This is a genomic window from Bradyrhizobium sp. MI1.7 (genome assembly GCF_055811795.1).
On sequence record NZ_JBVVPO010000022.1, the window covers coordinates 76613 to 94761 of the forward strand.

General features: G+C 65.6%; 16 protein-coding genes. 3 read left to right on the forward strand and 13 right to left on the reverse strand.

The features are described 5' to 3' along the window. Positions 1 to 4: 4 nt before the first annotated feature. The 3 genes from AC0L3X_RS21065 to tcuA form a co-directional block, all read right to left on the reverse strand. Entirely contained in the window at positions 5 to 163 is a 159-nt protein-coding gene (locus AC0L3X_RS21065) for a DUF5993 family protein (protein WP_187387802.1), read from the reverse strand. A 71-nt stretch (positions 164 to 234) separates the two neighbouring features. After that, on the reverse strand, positions 235 to 1341 hold the full coding sequence (gene tcuB / locus AC0L3X_RS21070) for a tricarballylate utilization 4Fe-4S protein TcuB (protein WP_354095955.1): 1107 nt from the start codon (positions 1339 to 1341) through the stop codon (positions 235 to 237). Further along, positions 1328 to 2719: an FAD-dependent tricarballylate dehydrogenase TcuA gene (gene tcuA, locus AC0L3X_RS21075; protein ID WP_063985260.1), complete on the reverse strand. Its 1392-nt coding sequence runs from the start codon at positions 2717 to 2719 to the stop codon at positions 1328 to 1330. Before tcuA ends, tcuB begins: the two co-directional genes overlap by 14 nt. Positions 2720 to 2869: 150 nt before the next feature. On the opposite strand from tcuA, the gene AC0L3X_RS21080 reads away from it, so the two are divergent. Beyond that, entirely contained in the window at positions 2870 to 3553 is a 684-nt protein-coding gene (locus AC0L3X_RS21080; RefSeq protein ID WP_063985261.1) for a GntR family transcriptional regulator, read from the forward strand. A gap of 10 nt (positions 3554 to 3563) precedes the next feature. On the opposite strand, the gene ybaK is transcribed toward AC0L3X_RS21080, so the two are convergent. The 8 genes from ybaK to mobB all read right to left on the reverse strand — a co-directional run bounded on the left by ybaK (position 3564) and on the right by mobB (position 13365). Further along, entirely contained in the window at positions 3564 to 4037 is a 474-nt protein-coding gene (gene ybaK, locus AC0L3X_RS21085; RefSeq protein WP_063985262.1) for a Cys-tRNA(Pro) deacylase, read from the reverse strand. A 246-nt stretch (positions 4038 to 4283) separates the two neighbouring features. After that, on the reverse strand, positions 4284 to 7052 hold the full coding sequence (fdhF, locus tag AC0L3X_RS21090) for a formate dehydrogenase subunit alpha (protein ID WP_063985263.1): 2769 nt from the start codon (positions 7050 to 7052) through the stop codon (positions 4284 to 4286). Beyond that, positions 7049 to 8752: an NADH-ubiquinone oxidoreductase-F iron-sulfur binding region domain-containing protein gene (locus tag AC0L3X_RS21095; RefSeq protein WP_063985264.1), complete on the reverse strand. Its 1704-nt coding sequence runs from the start codon at positions 8750 to 8752 to the stop codon at positions 7049 to 7051. The genes fdhF and AC0L3X_RS21095 overlap by 4 nt, the downstream gene beginning before the upstream one ends. Positions 8753 to 8904: 152 nt before the next feature. After that, positions 8905 to 9177, reverse strand: a complete 273-nt coding sequence (locus AC0L3X_RS21100; protein ID WP_063985265.1) for a hypothetical protein — start codon at positions 9175 to 9177, stop codon at positions 8905 to 8907. A 110-nt stretch (positions 9178 to 9287) separates the two neighbouring features. Continuing rightward, complete coding sequence (locus AC0L3X_RS21105) at positions 9288 to 10943, reverse strand: OFA family MFS transporter (RefSeq protein ID WP_063985266.1); 1656 nt, start codon at positions 10941 to 10943, stop codon at positions 9288 to 9290. A gap of 321 nt (positions 10944 to 11264) precedes the next feature. Further along, a complete protein-coding gene (locus AC0L3X_RS21110) occupies positions 11265 to 11528 on the reverse strand; it encodes a sulfurtransferase TusA family protein (RefSeq protein WP_014497569.1) in 264 nt (87 codons plus the stop codon). A gap of 43 nt (positions 11529 to 11571) precedes the next feature. Continuing rightward, positions 11572 to 12828: a molybdopterin molybdotransferase MoeA gene (locus tag AC0L3X_RS21115; protein WP_063985267.1), complete on the reverse strand. Its 1257-nt coding sequence runs from the start codon at positions 12826 to 12828 to the stop codon at positions 11572 to 11574. Between the two features lie 9 nt (positions 12829 to 12837). Continuing rightward, positions 12838 to 13365, reverse strand: coding sequence for a molybdopterin-guanine dinucleotide biosynthesis protein B (mobB, locus tag AC0L3X_RS21120; RefSeq protein ID WP_063985268.1), 528 nt, complete (start codon positions 13363 to 13365; stop codon positions 12838 to 12840). A 107-nt stretch (positions 13366 to 13472) separates the two neighbouring features. Here mobB and fdhD point away from each other — a divergent pair, with 107 nt between their 5' ends. Next, positions 13473 to 14363 carry a formate dehydrogenase accessory sulfurtransferase FdhD gene (gene fdhD, locus AC0L3X_RS21125; RefSeq protein ID WP_063985269.1) on the forward strand — a complete coding sequence of 297 codons (891 nt, stop codon included), beginning with the start codon at positions 13473 to 13475 and terminating at the stop codon, positions 14361 to 14363. Next, complete coding sequence (gene mobA, locus AC0L3X_RS21130) at positions 14350 to 14985, forward strand: molybdenum cofactor guanylyltransferase MobA (RefSeq protein WP_063986649.1); 636 nt, start codon at positions 14350 to 14352, stop codon at positions 14983 to 14985. The genes fdhD and mobA overlap by 14 nt, the downstream gene beginning before the upstream one ends. A 33-nt stretch (positions 14986 to 15018) precedes the next feature. Here mobA and AC0L3X_RS21135 read toward each other — a convergent pair whose 3' ends face one another. Together AC0L3X_RS21135 and AC0L3X_RS21140 are read right to left on the reverse strand one after the other, a co-directional pair. Beyond that, a complete protein-coding gene (locus tag AC0L3X_RS21135; RefSeq protein WP_063986650.1) occupies positions 15019 to 16149 on the reverse strand; it encodes an FAD-dependent monooxygenase in 1131 nt (376 codons plus the stop codon). Positions 16150 to 16195: 46 nt separating this feature from the next. Continuing rightward, on the reverse strand, positions 16196 to 18145 hold the full coding sequence (locus AC0L3X_RS21140; protein WP_063985270.1) for a molybdopterin biosynthesis protein: 1950 nt from the start codon (positions 18143 to 18145) through the stop codon (positions 16196 to 16198). Positions 18146 to 18149: the final 4 nt, after the last annotated feature.

The window sequence follows — 18149 nt, forward strand, 5'->3', positions numbered from 1 at the left end:
ACCGTCAGAACGAGAATTTGAGCGGATCGGTCGCGTGGTGGAAGAACCATGCGACCGTGACCACGATTGTTGCGCTCCAGAGCGCATAGCTCAGTCCCGCACGCGAACGCCAGGCACTCGCGCAGCCCGCGAGCGCCAGCAGGAAAGGCAGAAACATGTACATGAGCGCGGGCTCCCTAAGCGATTCGCGCTGTGCGCGAACGGCCCAAGAAATACGTCAGCCGCGCATGCCTCTCAAGAGCCGGCTTCGCTGCGCCGTTCCTGCGCATAACGCACCAGCGCCGCGAAGCGATAGATGCCGTGCACGAACTTGCCATAGGGCATGGTGATGAACAGCGCGAACACTGCGCCGAGATGCAGGGCCAGCAACGGCCCCATGGCCGCGGTCTCGCGCAGGACTAGCAGCGCCATGCCGGTGAAGCCGGTCAGGAACAGCATGGCGATGAAGCCGACGTCCATGCCGTAGCGCTGCTCGTCGAGCAACTCCGGTGCACGCCGCGTTTTCGCAACGAACAGGCCGATCGGACCGACGATGAGACCGATGCCGCCGAGTGTCCCCAGCACCACGGGCAAATCCCACCACGGATACGGCGCCTCCCGGCTCCAGAGGTAGTGATAGAGCGTCGCCACCGACGTCGCGGCGAAGCACAGCAGAAAACCGTAGAACGTCAGGTGGTGGAAAAGCTTGCGCCGGTCGGTCGGCTTGTCGTCCTCGTTGTAGCAGCCGACGCCGCCGCCGTGGAGATAGCGCAGTTCCCCGGCATCGCGGATCGCCTGGAAGATCGAGCCGCCGTCGGCGCGACCGCCAATGGGGGTGCCGATGTCGCGCCAGAAGGCACGCACGCTCATGACCAGCGCGAGGATCGCGTAGAGGAAGGCGGCGCTGAACAATGCGGCCATCGCGTTGTGCGGCATCAGCTTGTAGAAGGCACCAGGGCCGGTGTGCACACCGAACAACACGCTGTGGTCGTTGAGGGCGGCAAAGCCGAGGATGAAGGCGGCCATGCTGAGCGCGGCGATGACGCTGATGACGAACCCGTTGCGGGCGAAGGCACCGGACAACGCCTGCGGCCAGGCATAGGCCGCATAGGACTCGGCACGCGCAACCGCAAGCGTCTTCGGAACGTTGACGTTGAACTCGTGCGGCGGCGAGAACTGGCAATCGACGTAGCAGGCGCCGCAGGAATGGCAGAGGTTTGCGAGATAGTTGAGATCTCCATCGGAGAAGGCGCGCCGCATCTCCATGGCGGGAAATACCGCGCAAAGACCCTCGCAGTAGCGGCAGGAATTACAGACCGTCATCAGACGGTCGGCTTCGTCCAGAATTCTAGTTCCGTGCATGTTTCGCCGCTTCCCGTCCCGCGATCCGCCCGAACACGCTGCCGATGGTCATGCCCATGCCGGCCGCGTAGCCCTTGCCGAGCACGTTGCCCGCCATGATCTCGCCGGCCGCGAACATGTTGGCGGACGGCTTGCCGTCAGCCATCAGCATCCGCGCCTCCTTGTTCACGCGCGTGCCGAGATAGGTGAAGGTGATGCCGGGCCGCACCGGATAAGCGAGATAGGGCGGCGTCTCGATCCGCCTTGCCCAGTGCGTCTTGGGCGGCGTGATGCCTTCAGTCACGCAATCGTCCAGGATGGTGTGATCGAAGGTGCCGGGCCGCACGGCCGCATTGAACTCGGTGATGGTCTTTTCCAGCGCGGCCGGATCGAGCTCGAGCTTGCCGGCCAGCTCGGCGACGGTCTGCCCGGCGATCGGCGGGAACAGCGTCGGCATGAAGCTGGTGACGACGGTCGAGTCGAAAATGATATAGGCGATCTGGTCGGGCTGCGCCGCGACCAGCCGGCCCCAGATCGCGTAGCGCTTCGGCCAGATGTCCTCGCCTTCGTCGTAGAATCGCTGGGCATGCTTGTTGACGACGATGCCGAACACGACGGAGTCGTGGCGGGTGATGATGCCGCCGTCGAATTTCGGCGCACGGGCGTCGATCGCGACCGCATGGCATTGGGTGGGATCGCCGACCTCCTGCACGCCCTTGTCGAGCAGCATCTTCAGGATCGAGCCGCGATTATAGGGCGTGCCGCGGATCAGGAAGTTGTCAGCGGCCTCGCCCCAATATTGCTTCAACCATTCGATGTTGGCCTCGAACCCGCCGGCAGCGGCGACCAGCGACGTCGCGCGGATCTCGGTCTCGCCCTTGATCGGCCGCTTGAGACGCGCGGCGAGGAACATGCCGTCCTCGATCACGAGATCGGTGACCTCGGCGTCGTATTCGACGTCGACGCCGAGCCGCTCGGCGGTGAGATAGAGCGCGTTCAACATCGCGCGGCCGCCGCCGAGAAAGAAGGAGTTGGTGCGGCCAAGGCTCAGCGTGCCGCCGAGCGAGGGCTGCCAGCGCACGCCCTGCTCCACGATCCAGTTCAGGATGTCCTTGGACTCCCGGATCATGTGGCGCGCGAGGTCCTCGTCGGTCTGGCCGCCCGTCACCAGCAGCAGATCTTGCCAGAACTCCTCCTCGGTGTAGGGACCGGTCAGGATCTCAGTCGCCGCATCGTGGGCGCAGCGCATGTTGCGGGTGTGACGCGTGTTGCCGCCGCGATAGAATTTTGGCGCGCCCTCCAGCACGAGCACCGAGGCCCCGCCGCGGCGCGCCGAGATCGCCGCGCACAGTGCCGCATTGCCGCCGCCGATCACCAGCACGTCGTATTTGCTGCTCATCCCGTCTGCCCGATGCGACGAAGTTAGAGACATTCTGCCGCCGAGGACCCCGATCGACCCAGGGCAGCCATTGCGTACGTTTGTATACAAAGATATACATCGGTACTGCAAGTGCCATCTCTGCATGGGCAGGATGCGCCGTGAGGAAACATGGCCAAGCGCGCGGCAAAGTCAGGCGGATCGATCGCACGCGGCGGCGGCGTGGCACTGGGCGAAGCCGTGTTCCGCTCGCTGTGCGAGGCGCTTCAGGCCGGCAGTTACCGCGCCGGCGACCGGCTGCGCGAGGAAGAGGTCGCGCAGCGGCTCAAGGTCAGCCGCACGCCGGTCCGGGAGGCGCTTGGCCGTCTCGCGGCCCGCGGCTTCGTCGAGCCCGCCGGCGGCCGCGGGCTGATCGTGCGCGACCTCGACATTTCCGAGGTGCTCGAGCTCTACGCCATGCGCGAGATCATGGAAGGTGCTGCAGCGCGCCTGGCCGCCGAGCACGCCTCAGCGCCCGAAGTCCACGCGCTCAGGGATATCGAGCAAGCCTTTATCGAGGCGTCGGCGCCAGACGCTGCCGAGATGGCGCGGCTCAACCGCGCCTTCCACGAAGCCATCTGCCGCGCCGCGCGCAACCGCTATCTCGACAACGCCTCGCGCGAATTGCAGGACTGGATTGCGCTGCTGGGCCCGACCACCTTCACGGTGACAGGCCGACCCTCGACCAGCCACGGCGAGCATCAGGCCCTCATCGACGCCATCGCCGCGCGCGACGGCGACAAGGCCGAACAGCTTGCGCGGGCGCATATCCGCGAGGCATTGCGCTGCCGGCTCAAGTTGCTGCAGAAGCAGTAACGCGCGGCGCTCACGCGACCACATCCGCGACGACCGCTTTCAGGACATCCCGCACGTCGCCCGGCTTCAGCCGAACCTGCAAGCCGCGCTGGCCGCCGTTGAGATAGACCTGATCATGCGCGAGCGCGCTCTGCTCGATCACGGTGCGCACCGGCTTGCGCTGCCCGAACGGGCTGATGCCACCGACCTTGTAGCCGGTGACGCGCTCGGCCTCCGGCGGCTTCATCATCTGCGCCGACTTGCCGCTCGCGGCAGCGGCGAGCTTTTTCATGGAGACTTCCTGGTCGGACGGGACGACGACGCAGATCGGCTTGCCGTCCACCAGCGCCATCAGCGTCTTCAGCACGCGCGACGGATTTTCACCGAGGGCCGACGCCGCCTGGAGCCCGATGCTCTCGGCGTCAGGATCGTAGTCGTAGGTGTGGACAGTGAAGGCAACGCCGGCGGCTGCAAGCGCGCGCGTGGCTGGGGTGACTTTGGACATGCACGATGTTTACCACCGTCATTGCGAGGAGCGAAGCCATGGCAAGGAGGATGTCTATACGCGCCACACCTTCAGTGTCGTCCCGGCGAACGCCGGGACCCATAACCACAGGAAGGAGTTTGGCGAAGCCTAGTCGTTAGGGGCTGCGACCGTCCGCAATCGCGAGATCACGCGGTATGGGTCCCGGCGTTCGCCGGGACGACAGTGGGCGTTGACGGTGCTACGCCGCCCAACGACGGCGGAGTATTACTCCGCCGCGTCCCGCATCTCCGCACGCTCGGCCCTGGCCGCGCAGAACTTGAACTCCGGGATCTTGCCGAAGGGATCAAGCGCCGGGTTGGTCAACAAGTTGGCCGCCGCCTCCGCGTAGCAGAACGGCATGAACACCATGTTCTCGGGCACATCGCGATCGGAGCGGACCTTGACCTCGACCGCACCGCGGCGGGTCTCCAGCCGGATGAAATCGCCGGGCGCGAGCTTCTTCCGGTGCATGTCCTTCGGGGACATGAATGCGACCGCCTCCGGCTCGATCTGGTCAAGCACCTGCGCGCGGCGCGTCATCGAGCCGGTGTGCCAATGCTCGAGCACGCGGCCGGTCGAGAGCACCATCGGATATTCGGCGTCGGGCAGCTCATCCGGCGGGATGACCTTGGCCGGCACGATCTTGCCGCGGCCGCTCGCGGTCGGGAAGCCCGTGGTGAAGATGATCTCGTTGCCGGGCTTGTTCGGATCGTCGGCCGGATAGGTCACGGCACCTTCGCGCACCAGCCGCTCCCAGCTGATGTTCTTGAGCGAGGGCATCAACTCCGCCATCTCGGTGTAGACGTCGCCGGGGCCGGAATAATTCCAGGGCAGGCCCATCCGCTTGCCGATCTCCTGGATGATCCAGAGATCCTGCCGCGCATCGCCCGGCGGCTTGATCACCTGGCGCGCGAGCTGCACGCGGCGATCGGTGTTGGTGAACGAGCCGTCCTTTTCGGCAAAGGCCGAGGCCGGCAGGATGACGTCGGCATGGAACGCGGTCTCGGTGACGAAGAGATCCTGCACGACGAGATGATCGAGCATGGCGAGCGCCTGGCGCGCATGCTGGAGATCGGGATCGGACATCGCGGGATTCTCGCCCTCGATATACATGCCCGTGATCTCGCCGGCATGGATCGCGTTCATGATCTCGACCACGGTCAGGCCGCGGACGGGATCGAGATCCTGGTGCCACAGTTTTTCGAACGCGCCGCGCAGATCGTCGCGGCTCACCGGCTGATAGTCCGGCAGGAACATCGGGATCAGGCCGGCATCGGAGGCGCCCTGCACGTTGTTCTGGCCGCGCAGCGGATGCAGACCTGTGCCGGGACGGCCGACCTGGCCGGTGATCAGCGCGAGCGCGATCAGGCAGCGCGCATTGTCGGTGCCGTGGACGTGCTGGCTGATGCCCATGCCCCAGAAGATGATCGACGACTTTGCCCGCGCGTAGGTCCGCGCGACCTCGCGCAGCGTCTGCGCCGGGATGCCGCAGATCGCCTCCATCTTCTCCGGCGTGAATTCCTTGATCTTCTCCTTGAGGTCCTCAAATCCTTCGGTGTAGCCGGCGATATACTGGTCGTCGGTCAGACCCTCGGTGATGATCGTGTTGATCATCGCATTCAGCATGGCGACGTCGGAGCCCGGCTTGAATTGCAGATGCTTGGTCGCATGGCGCGACAGCGTCTGCCGGCGCGGATCCATCACGAACAGCTTTGCGTCATTCTGCTTGACCGCGTTCTTGATGAAGGTCGCGGCGACCGGATGGTTCACGGTCGGGTTGGCGCCGATCACGATGATGACTTCGGCATCCATCGCAGCCGAGAACGGCGCCGACACCGCGCCCGAGCTCAGGCCTTCGAACAGCGCCGCCACCGACGAGGCGTGGCAGAGCCGCGTACAGTGATCGACATTGTTCGAGCCGAAGCCGGTGCGCACCAGCTTCTGGAACAGATAGGCCTCTTCGTTCGAGCCCTTGGCCGAGCCGAAGCCGGCCAGCGCCTTCACGCCCTTCTCATCGCGGATCCTGACGAGGCCCTTGGCTGCGATGTCGAGCGCTTCTTCCCAGCTCGCTTCGCGGAAATGCGTGAAGGGATTGGCGGGGTCGACCTGGTCGTTGGAATCCTTCTTCGCATTCGGCAGCCGAACCAGCGGCTTGGTCAGACGATGCGGATGGTGGATGTAGTCGAAGCCGAAGCGGCCCTTGACGCAGAGACGATTGTGATTGGCGGGGCCGTCGCGGCCTTCCGCGTAGATCACCTTCTCGTCCTTGACCTCGTAGGTCACCTGGCAGCCGACGCCGCAGAACGGGCAGAGCGAATCCACCTTCTTGTCGGCGTAGACGACACGGGTCTGCTTCTCGTCGAGCATGACGGCCGGCATCAGCGCGCCGGTCGGGCAGGCCTGCACGCACTCGCCGCAGGCGACGCAGGTGGACTCGCCCATGGGATCGTCGAAGTCGAACACGATCTTCGAACCATGGCTGCGATACGCCATGCCGATGACGTCGTTGACCTGGACCTCGCGGCAGGCGCGCACGCAGAGGCCGCACTGGATGCAGGCATCGAGATTGACGCGCATCGCCGGATGGCTGTCGTCGGTCGCCCAGCGCTCGGCTGCGGGGAAGCGGCTCTCGGTGACGCCTGTGGTCTCGGCCCAGTGCCAGAACTTCGAATCCGGATCGTGCGAGGTCTCGCGCGCCGGCTGGTCGGCGACGAGCAGCTCCATCACCATCTTTTGCGCCGACACCGCACGCGCGGACTCGGTCTTCACCTTCATGCCGACCGACGGGGTGCGCTTGCAGGACGCGGCGAGCACGCGCTCGCCCTCGATCTCGACCATGCAGGCGCGGCAATTGCCGTCGGGGCGGTAGTCGGGCGCCGGCGAATAGCACAGATGCGGAATCTCGCGGCCTTGGCGTTTTGCAACTTGCCAGATCGTCTCGCCGGGTTTGGCCTCGACCTGCTTGCCGTCGAGCTCGAACGTAATTTTGGTCATTCGGCCGCTTCCTTGAACTCGTCAGGGAAATATTTGATCACGGTAGACAGCGGATTCGATGCCGCCTGTCCGAGCCCGCAGATCGAGGCATCGCGCATCGCCTGGCTCAATTCTTCCAGAAGTGCGCGGTTCCAGACCGGCTTCTGCATCAGCTGCGCCGCCTTCTGGGTTCCGACACGGCACGGCGTGCACTGGCCGCAGCTCTCGTCCTCGAAGAACTTCATCAGGTTCAGCGCCGCCGCGCGCACGCTGTCCTTTTGCGACAGGATCACGATCGCGGCCGAACCGATGAAGCAGCCGTATTTCTCCAGCGTGCCGAAATCGAGCGGGATGTCGTCCATGGACGCCGGCAGGATGCCGCCCGACGCGCCGCCCGGCAGGTACGCATAGAACTGGTGCCCGTCGGCCATGCCGCCGCAATATTCGTCGATCAATTCGCGCACGGTGATGCCGGCGGGTGCCAGCTTCATGCCGGGGTTCTTGACGCGGCCCGAGACCGAGAAGCTGCGCAGGCCGTGACGCTCATGGCGACCGTTGCCCTTCCACCAGTCCGCGCCCTTCTCGACGATGTCGCGCACCCACCACAGCGTCTCGATGTTGTTGATCAACGTCGGCAGGCCGAACAGGCCGACTTGGAACGGATAAGGCGGCTTGTGCCGGGGCAATCCGCGCTTGCCCTCGATGCTTTCGAGCAGCGAGGATTCCTCGCCGCAGATATAGGCGCCGGCGCCACGGCGCATGTGCAGCGTCGGACCGCCTGGCGGAAGCTTTGCGATCTCGCGCTCGAGGATCTCGCGCGATGCCGGATATTCGTCGCGCAGATAAATGTAGACGTCGGAGGCCTGCACGACATGCGCGCCGAGCAGCATACCTTCGATGAAGCGATGCGGATCGCTTTCGAGATAGACGCGGTCCTTGAACGTGCCAGGCTCGCCCTCGTCGCCATTGATCGCCATCAGCCGCGGGCCGGGTTCGCCAAGCACCGCGCGCCATTTCCGGCCCGTGGGGAAGCCGGCGCCGCCGAGGCCGCGCAGCGAGGCGTCGTCGAGCGCCTTCAGCAGATCGTCCTTCGGCAATTCGCCCGAGCGCACGCGATTGAGCAGCTTGTAGCCGCCGCCGGCGACATAGGCGTCGTAGTCAACGTACTCAGGCAGATGCGCGTGGGTGTCGCCGCCCTTCGCCGCCGCCATCACATTGGCCACGGTCGCGTGATCGACGAAGTTGTGACCGACCTCAGCCGCCGGCGCGGTATCGCAGCGGCCGACGCAGGGCGCGCGCACGACGCGGATGCCCGGACCCGATGTGCTCTGCAGGTCGGCGAGCAGCTTCTCGCCGCCCAGCATCGCGCAGGTCAGAGAATCGCAAACGCGGATCGTCAGCGGCGCGATATCAGGCTCGCCTTCCTTCACCACGTCGAAATGCGCGTAGAAGGTCGCGGTCTCGAACACCTCGGCGAAGGCGAGCTTCATCTCGTCGGCGAGCGCGGCGAGATGCGCGGCCGAGATCTGGTGATATTTGTCCTGGATCAGGTGCAGATATTCGATCAAGAGATCGCGCCGCCGCGGCTTGTCGCCGAGCAGCTGCTCGATTTCGTGCGCGGCGGTGGGATCGACCTGCCGCCCCTTGGGCGTGGCCTTGGCTCGCTTCCGTCCCTCGCCCGGATGTTCGAACGGGCGGACCTCGTGCACGTCGTGACTCATCGATGCGTCTCGTATCTCTTCTTTAGAACGAGTCCAACTCTAGCCCCTGGCATACCAGATGCCAAGAGAATTCATGCGTTCCGATAAGCATTTAAGGGGCATGCAGCCGCCCAGCTTCATGCCCCTTCATCGACCCGATTTGCGGCGCGGCCTCACGTCTTGCTCATGCACTCTTCGATGTAGAACCAGCGGTCGTCGCCAGCGAGGCCCTTGGACTTCACGTCGGCGCGGCAGGCCTTGAGCTTCGGCTTGTTGGCCGCCCATTTCGCCTTCATGTCCTTCAGCTTCTGCATGGTGAGCTTGATCTTGCCCGGCTTGGCTTCGGTCGTTGCGGCAGGCGCCGCCGGCGGCGTCGTCTGCGCGGATGCGGCATGAAGGCCGGCGACAAGCAACACGGCCACAAGGCAAATTCGGGTGCGAAGCATTTCAATCCCCCTAAGTCCCACTCTTGATTAAGTCCGACTCTCGATGATGTCTAAAAGGCGAACGCCGCGGGACGCCGATGATCAGCATCCCGCGGCAGTCTCGACGGCGATCAGAAGATCTTGACCGCGCTCTCCAGTGTCTTCCAGACACCCCAAAGCAGGGGCACGCCGACGAAGGCCCAGAACAGCGCCGCCTTGACGTCAAGCCCGCCAAATCCGATGCCGTAGGAGCCGTGCGGCCCCGCGGCAGCGGCGCTGGCGCTCGCCGCTTGCAGCTTGGCGACGTCGGCGTCCTTCATGTGCCACTTCGAATCGACCGGCTTGATCAGGTAGTTGCAGATCAGGCCCGCGATCAGCATCGCGCACAGGATGTACATGGTCGTGTTGTAGAGCTGATCGCGCGGCACGCCCGCCGCGAGCTGGAACTCGCGGATGTAGTTCACCACGACGGGACCGATGATGCCCGCGGTGGACCACGCCGTCAGCAGCCGGCCGTGGATGGCGCCCACGAACTGGGTCCCGAACATGTCGGCAAGATAGGCCGGCACGGTGGCGAACCCGCCGCCATACATCGACAGGATGATGCCGAAGCCGAGCACGAACAGGAGCTTCGAGCCCATCGCTGCAAACGTCGGCGCCAGCGCGTAGAGCACGATGCCGAGGATGAAGAACGTGTAATAGGTGTTCTTGCGCCCGATCTTATCCGACAGCGATGCCCAGAAGAAGCGGCCGCCGATGTTGAACAGCGACAGCAATCCGGCGAAGCCCGCGGCGATCGCGGCGATCTGCGCCTTCTGCCCGGCGTCGAGCGCGTTGAAGCCGACGTCCGGCAGGCCGATCAGCTTGCCGGCGAAGATTTCCTGGAGCATCGGCGAGGCCATGCCGATCACGCCGATGCCGGCCGACACGTTCAGGCACAGCACCCACCAGATCAGCCAGAACTGCGGCGTCTTGTGCGCGTCGTTGAGATGGACGTTGCTCTTCGAGATCATCGCGTTGGCCTTGGACGGCGGGGTCCAGCCCTCGGGCTGCCAGCCGGGCGGCGGCAAGCGATAGCGGAACGCGCCGATCATCATGAACACGAAGTAGATGACGCCCATCGCGACGAAGGTCTCCCAGACGCCGACCGAGGTCGGGGTCTTGAAGTAGTTCATCAACAGGTTCGCCAGCGGCGCGCCGATCATGGCGCCACCGCCGAAGCCCATGATGGCCATGCCGGTCGCCATGCCGCGGCGGTCCGGAAACCACTTCACCAGCGTCGACACCGGCGAGATATAGCCAAGGCCGAGACCGATGCCGCCGATCACGCCCGAACCCAGCCACAACAGCCAGAGCTGATGGGTGTAGACCCCGATCGCACCGAGGAAGAGGCCGCCGCACCAGCACAGCGCCGAGACGAAGCCGGCCTTGCGCGGACCGACGCGCTCCAGCCAGCCGCCCCAAACCGCGGCCGCGATACCGAGCAACACGAAGAACAGCGTGTACATCCACCCCATGCTGGCGACCTTCCAGTCGCAGCTGGTCGTGAACAGCTCCTGAAACAGCGACATGTCTGCGCACGCCTTCGGCGCGGTCACCCCGATCGCGCGCGACAGCGGCAGCCAGAACACCGAGAAGCCGTAGGCCATGCCGATGCAGAGATGGATGCAGAGCGCAGCCGGCGGCACCAGCCAGCGATTGAAGCCGGCGGTCGCGATGGTTCGCTCGCGATCCAGAAAACCTGCGCCGGCACCCGAAAGTGTTCCAGCGCTCTCGATTGTTGCCATGTAGTCCTCCCCTGCAGTTGCCCTTCTGAGCAAGCCTGCCGCTGCAATCCTGGTCCTCAGCCCTCGCGACGCAGCCAACGGTCCCTGCTGCTCCGCACAATCATTCGACGCGCGCCAGGATCGTCACGCGCGTCCGAGTCGTTAACCCCTCGAGCGGGGCTCTATGCCGATACACCGTGCAGGCTTCGTGAGCTTGGCCCGTTCATCCGCGTATCGCAGACAAGACTCAACCTCCGCGCCTGCACGGAGGTTGTCAATTGGGGCAGAAGCCACGATTGATGTCGATAGACAAAAGGTAGGTATCAGCAGAGTGACCGTGCACTACGAACGCAGCGCACCATTGGTTTTCTCTATCGATCCATTGATCTTTTCTATCAAGAACACGATGCGCGCCTCGTTGCGCTCGGTGATCTCCACCGTGTCGCCCGTCTCGCGGATCAGGTTCGGAATGTCAATCACCGACAAGGGGTCGGTGCAGTGCACTTCGAGCTGATCACCCGGCTGTAACGGTTTGAGCGCCTTGCGCGTCTTCAGGGCAGGTAGCGGGCATTTCAACCCGGTGAGATCGAGCGTGGTTCTGGTCATGGGCGCAACATGGCGGGGTGAGGCGATGGCGTCAACGCGAGGCTCAGAGCAAATCCGCATAGGACAAGAAACCCACGCTCTGGCCCGGCTCGACACGCGTGATGTCGTCGCCGAGTTCGATGAGGCCATCGGTCTCGACCAGCGACGACAACAGGCCTGCGCCTTCGCGCGGAAACTTGACCGCTTCCAACGCACCGTCCTCTCCGCGTCGCAACGAGCTGCGAACATATTCGCGGCGGCCGATCTTCTTCTTGTAGGTGAACGCGGCACGCACCGGGATCGGCAACAGCGGCTCCGGCAGACTGCCCGCAAGCGCCAGCACCGTCGGCCGCACCACATGGACGAAGGTGACAAAACTGGCGACGGGATTGCCGGGCAAGCCGATCAGCGGCGTGCCGCCGATGATGCCCATCGCAACGGGACGGCCGGGCTTGATCGCCATCCGCCACAGCACCAGCGAGCCGATGCTCTCGACAGCCGCCTTGACGTGGTCCTCCTCGCCGGTCGAGACGCCGCCGGTAGTGAGGATCAGATCGTGGCTGCCTGCAACCTGCTTCAATCCATCCGCGAGCGCATTGCGCTCGTCGCGCAAGATGCCGAGGTCGGAGACCTCGCAGCCGAGCCGGCGCAGCATCGCCATCAGCATGAAGCGGTTGGAATCGAACAGCTGTGAGGCCGCGCGCGGCTCGCCGGGCGAAGCCAGCTCGTCGCCGGTCGAGAACACGGCGACGCGGATGCGCCTGACGACGTCGAGCCGGGTCAGGCCGAATGCTGCAGCAAGCGCGACATGCTGCGGGCGCAGCCGCTGGCCGGCCCGCAGCGCGACGTGTCCTTGCGGAATGTCCTCGCCCGCAGGGCGGACATTCGCGCCGGGCTTCAGCCCCGGCGGCAGCACGATTCTGCCGGCCTCATCGAGGCGAACGTCTTCCTGCATGAAGACGGTCTCCGCGTCGGGCGGCATCGGCGCGCCCGTGAAGATGCGCGCAGTGTGGCCGGCCTTGATCGGCGCCTGCGCAAGGCCGCCGGCCTGGATGCGGCCGTCGAGCGGGAATGCCCGTTCCGCGCTTTCCGGAAGGTCGGCGTTGCGCACGGCGTAACCGTCGACGGCGGAGTTCGTGAAGGGCGGCAGCGGCAGGGGCGCCGCGATATCGTGCGCGAGCACGCGTCCGTCCGCGTCAATGAGTGCCACGGTCTCGATATCGGCGATCGCATTGACGCGCGTGGTGATCAGACCAACGGCCTCGTCGACCGACATCATCGGTCCGCCGAAGGCAAAGCAATCGTCCGACAGTTGCGCCATGGTGCCTCGTCAGCGTATCGCGGCGCTTTTTGCCACCGCTTCCTCGACCGGCATCGCCGCACGCAGCAGCAACGCCGCGGCAGCCTCGATATCATCGAGATGGACGGTCGGCAGGCGGGTTTCAATGGCGATGTCGGTCGCGATCCCGACAATCCCGGGATCATCGGGAAACAGCAGCGGCTTGCCGTTGGCGGCGCGATGCACCTCGATCTTGCGGTGCGGCTCGCGCTTGAAGCCCTCGACCACGACGAGATCGACGCTTGACAGCTTGCCCAGGAGCTCCGGCAGCCGCGGTTCCTCGGCGCCACGCAATTCATGCATCAGGGCCCAGCGGTTCGATGACGCAACCAGCACCTCGGCCGCGCCGGCCTCGCGGTGGCGCCAGGAATCCTTGCCGGGCACGTCGACGTCGAACTGGTGATGGGCATGCTTGATGACGGAGACGCGCAGGCCTTGCGCGTTGAAATGCGGGATCAGCCGCGTCAACAGCGTGGTCTTGCCCGCACCGCTCCAGCCCGCAAGGCCGATGACTTTCATCGCAACTCGATCTCCGCCAGCCGTGTCATGCGGCCGGAACCGCCTTCTCCATCGTCGTGAGCATGCTTATATCGGCTTGACCCGAATGTCATGCTAACGTCGCGGCCATGATGAAGATCGACAAAGCCCCGGTGCCCCTGATCGTTCCGAACCCTGACGACCCGCGCCTGACAGAGCGCGTGACCGGCACCGACCAGACCGGCGCCAAGGTCGAGATCAAGGTGCCGATGGAACGGCCGCTGACGCTCTACCTGAATTCGCAGGAGATCGTCACCATGATGACGATCGGCGACTACCCGGAATATCTGGCGCTGGGTTATCTGCTCAACCAGAACATGCTGAAATATAATGACGAGGTCACCGAGGTCGAATACGACGACGACCTCCAGGTCGTGGTGGTGCGCACCTCACATCACACCAATTTCGAAGCCAAGCTGAAGAAGCGAACCCAGACCTCGGGCTGCGCGCAGGGCACCGCGTTCGGCGACCTGTTAGAGGCGGTCGAGAGCGTCGCGTTGCCGAAGGCAGAGCTGCGCACCTCCTGGCTCTACCAGATGACGCAGACCATCAACACCATGCCCTCGCTCTATCTGGAGGCCGGCGCGATCCACGGCTGCGTGCTGTGCAGAGAGGGCGAACCGCTCTGCTACACCGAGGACGTCGGCCGTCACAACGCGGTCGACAAGATCGCGGGCTGGATGTACCGCCACGGCGTCGATGCCTCCGACAAGATCCTCTACACCACGGGACGCCTGACCTCGGAAATGGTGATCAAGACCGTGCGCATGGGCATTCCGATCCTGGTATCGCGGTCCGGCTTCACCGCCTGGGGCGTTGATCTCGCTCGCCAGGTCGGACTGACGCTGGTCGGCCGCACGCGCGGAAAGCGCTTCATCGTGCTCGCGGGCGAAGAGCGGATCGTCTACGACCAGAACCTTGCTTACGTCGAGGAGGAATCGGCGAAGCACAAGCGCAAGGGTGAAGGTGGTGACGACTGACATTCCAGCCACGCAGGGCGTGCTGCTCGCAGGCGGCCTCGCGCGGCGCATGGGAGGCGGCGACAAGCCGATGCGGACCATCGGCGGCCGCACCATCCTTGAGCGCGTGATCGCGCGATTGACGCCGCAATGCAGCGGATTGATCCTCAACGCGAATGGCGATCCCGCACGCTTCGCGGCGTTCGGTCTGCCCGTTGTCGCCGATGACGTACCCGGCTTCCCCGGGCCCCTCGCCGGCATCCTTGCCGCGCTCGACTGGACGGCGGCGAACCGGCCTGACATCGAATGGGTACTGAGCGCCGCAGGCGACTGCCCGTTCCTGCCGCGCGATCTCGTGGCGCAGTTGCACGAGGCGCGGGAGCGCGAGAACGCCCAGCTCGCGGTCGCCGCATCAGGCGACCAGTCGCATCCGGTGATCGGTCTGTGGCGCGTCGCCTTGCGCGACGAGCTGCGTCACGCGCTGGTCGTCGAGGACCTCCGCAAGATCGACCGCTGGACCGCGCGCTATCCGCTCGCGACGGTGACGTGGCCGACCGCGCCGCTCGATCCATTCTTCAACGCCAACACGGTCGAGGACATCGCCGAAGCCGAGCGGCTGGCCGCGCTGGATGCCGCCTCCTGACAAGAAACGTCGGCGCAAGCGCGAGCAGGCAGTTCAAGCCGCCAGCGGCACCGACCAGGCGTCGTAACCGTAGACCCAGCTCGTATCGGTCCTCTCCTTGAGCCAGATGTTGGCGCGCGAGGTCTCCTGCACCTGCGTCGTGCGCACCTTGCGGGTTGCCTCGAAGCGGCGGAACGCATTGGCGACGCCGTCGCGGCCGACACCGTCGAGGCAGCGCGACAGCACGGCGGCGTCTTCGATCGCCATGGCCGCACCCTGCGCCATGTAGGGCGTCATCGGATGGCAGGCATCGCCGAGCAGCGTCACCTTGCCGTCGGCCCAGTGCTCCAGCGCGTCGCGGTCCATGATCGCCCATTTGTGCACGTCAGGACATGCCGCGAGCACCCGAGTGACCTGCGGATGAAAGCCTTCGAATGATGCGCGCAGGTCGCGCACGTCGCCCTTCGCCGACCAGGACTCGATGCGAAAGTCCGGCTCGGGCTGGCTGGTGACGAGATAGACCTCGCTGCGATCAGGCTTGACGTAATAGATCACGATGTGGCGGTCCTCGCCCCACCATTTGGTGCAGTCGTCGATCCCTGCGCCGCCGAGCAGCGCGGCAGGATAGGTGGTGCGATAGGCGATGCGGCCGGTGAATTTGGCCGGCGAGGTGTCGAACAGGAGATCGCGGACCGTCGAATGGACGCCGTCCGCGCCGACCACGGCATCGGCGATGGCACGCGTGCCATCGGCAAAGCTCAGCCGGACACCATCGCCGGTCTCGTCGAGGCCAACGAGCTTGTGATTGAGCCGCACAAATTCGTTCGACACCACGCTCGCCAGCGCCGCATGGAGATCGCCGCGATGGGCCAGCAGATAGGGCGCGCCGAACTTCTCTTCCGCGCTCTCGCCAAAAATCATGTCGAACTTGATGTCGCCGCTCTTCCAGTCGCGGTTGTTCCAGGAGCGTGGATAGAACGAGTGCTCGCGCATCCGCGCCTCCAGCCCCAGTTCGCGCAACACCTTCATCGCGTTGCAGCCGATCTGGATGCCGGCGCCGATGCGGGCGAACTGGGAGGCCTGCTCGTAGACCATCACATCGATACCGACGCGCCGAAGCGCCGCAGCAGTCGCAAGCCCGCCCATGCCGGCACCGACGATCGCAACCGAAAGCGGCCTCGCCATCGCGTCCCCCACCCTGTCGCGCGGCTTGAACGCCGCGTCGTCGCCTCTACGCAGGCCGGAAGCCCGCCCGCTCCAGCGCAGTACGCGCTTCATCCGAGCCGAGTGCGTCGAGAAAGGCCTGCACCGCCGGCCGCTGCTTGCGCGCCGTCACCAGCGCGAAATCATAATGCTCTTCCGCGAACGGAATGAAACCGAGGCCGACCGCATGGGCGACCGGCGCAATGGTCATGCCCCAGTCGGCACGGTGCTGCGCGACAGCCGCAGCCACGGCATTGTGCGAGCGCGGCTGGTTCCAGTAACCTTCCGGGCGCGCACCGCCGAGCAGCCGGTCGATCAGGATGCGCGTGCCGGCGCCCTGGTTGCGGTTGACCATGATGCAGGCGGGGTCCGCGAGCGCGGCGGCAACGGCTTCCTTCGCACCGAGCCCCTCGAAACGCTTGTCGCCCTTCCGGAACACGATGCCCTGCATCCGCCGCCAGCCGGGGACGAGCTCGAGCCCCTCAACGAGGTAAGGCGTGTTGTAGGTCTCGCTCTTGTCGTCGAACAGATGGATCGGCGCGAGATCGCATTCGCCGCGCTTCGCCGCCGCAAGTCCGCCGAGGCTGCCGACCGCGATCGAGCGCACGGTCAGCCCCGCATGCGCGAGCCGTGCGGTGACGAGATCGAGGCCGGTGCAATGGCTGCCGACGATGACGAGATCGGGCACCCGCACATGCGGCGTGAACAGCGTCACCTCGGCGTCGGTCCCGGCCGGCATCTGGTCGGCGAGCGCGTCGATGCGCAGAAAACCGTCGGCCTGCGCGAACGACGTGATCGCACCGGACCCCTTGCCGGAGGGATAGGCGATCAGGCCGTCCTTGCCGCCGACCAGCGAGACCATGACGAACTCGGTGCGGCCGAGCTCGGAGACGATGCGCACCGGCACGGTCGCGTTCACCTTGGCATCGGAGCGCGGCGGCAGCCCGGCCATCCTGCGCAGCACCGGCACGATCATGTCGTGGAAGGTGAACATCGCCGAGGTCGGGAAGCCCGGCAGGATCACCACCGGCTTGCCGTCGCACACCGCAAGGCACAGCGGCTTGCCGGGTTTAAGTGCGACGCCATGCGCGAGGATGCCGGGCTGGCCGAGCCGGCCGATGATGCGATGGGACACGTCGCCGGCGCCCTTCGAGGTGCCGCCCGAGAGCACCAGCATGTCGGCGTCCGCCAGCGCGCGGCGCATGGCGGCTTCGAGTTTTGCCTCATCGTCGGGAATGGCGCCGAGGAACACGGCCTCGCCGCCGTTCTCGTCGATCGCGGCGGCGACGATGGCGCCGTTGGTGTCGTAGATCGCAGCCGGCGCGAGCGCCTCGCCGGGCTGAACCAATTCGTCACCGGTGGAGATCACGGCAACACGCGGCTTGCGCGCGACGGTCACCTCGGCGATGCCGCAGGCCGCCAGCATGCCGATCTCGCGCGAGCCGATGATCGTGCCGGCGCGCAGCAGCGCCTCGCCGCGCGCGATGTCGGAGCCTGCGTAGGACACGAACTGTCCCGGCGAAACGGCTCGCCGGACGTCGATCGCATCGGATCCGGCGGGCTGGGTATGCTCGACCATGACGACGGCGTCGGCGCCGCGCGGTAGCGGCCCGCCGGTTGCGATCGGCGTTGCGGTTCCCGTCGCCACCTGCAGCTTCGGCGCGGTGCCGCAGTGAATGGTCTCGCCGTTCAGCGCAAGGCGAACGGGCGCGCCTTCGCCGGCCGCGGCGAGATCGGCCGAGCGCACGGCAAAGCCGTCAACGTTGGAACGGTCGAACGGCGGAACGTCGAGGGGCGCCGTGATGTCTTCGGCCAGCGCCGCGCCGAGCGCATCGGCAAGCTTGCGCGTCTCGCTCGGGACCGCGCGCGGGAACAACGCAGCTTCAAAGCGCGCCAGCGCGTCCTCGCGCGAGAGGATCTTGAGGAACTGCTCCTGTTCGAGCGTGCTACGGTCTTGGGATTGCGGGATCATCGTCATGCCA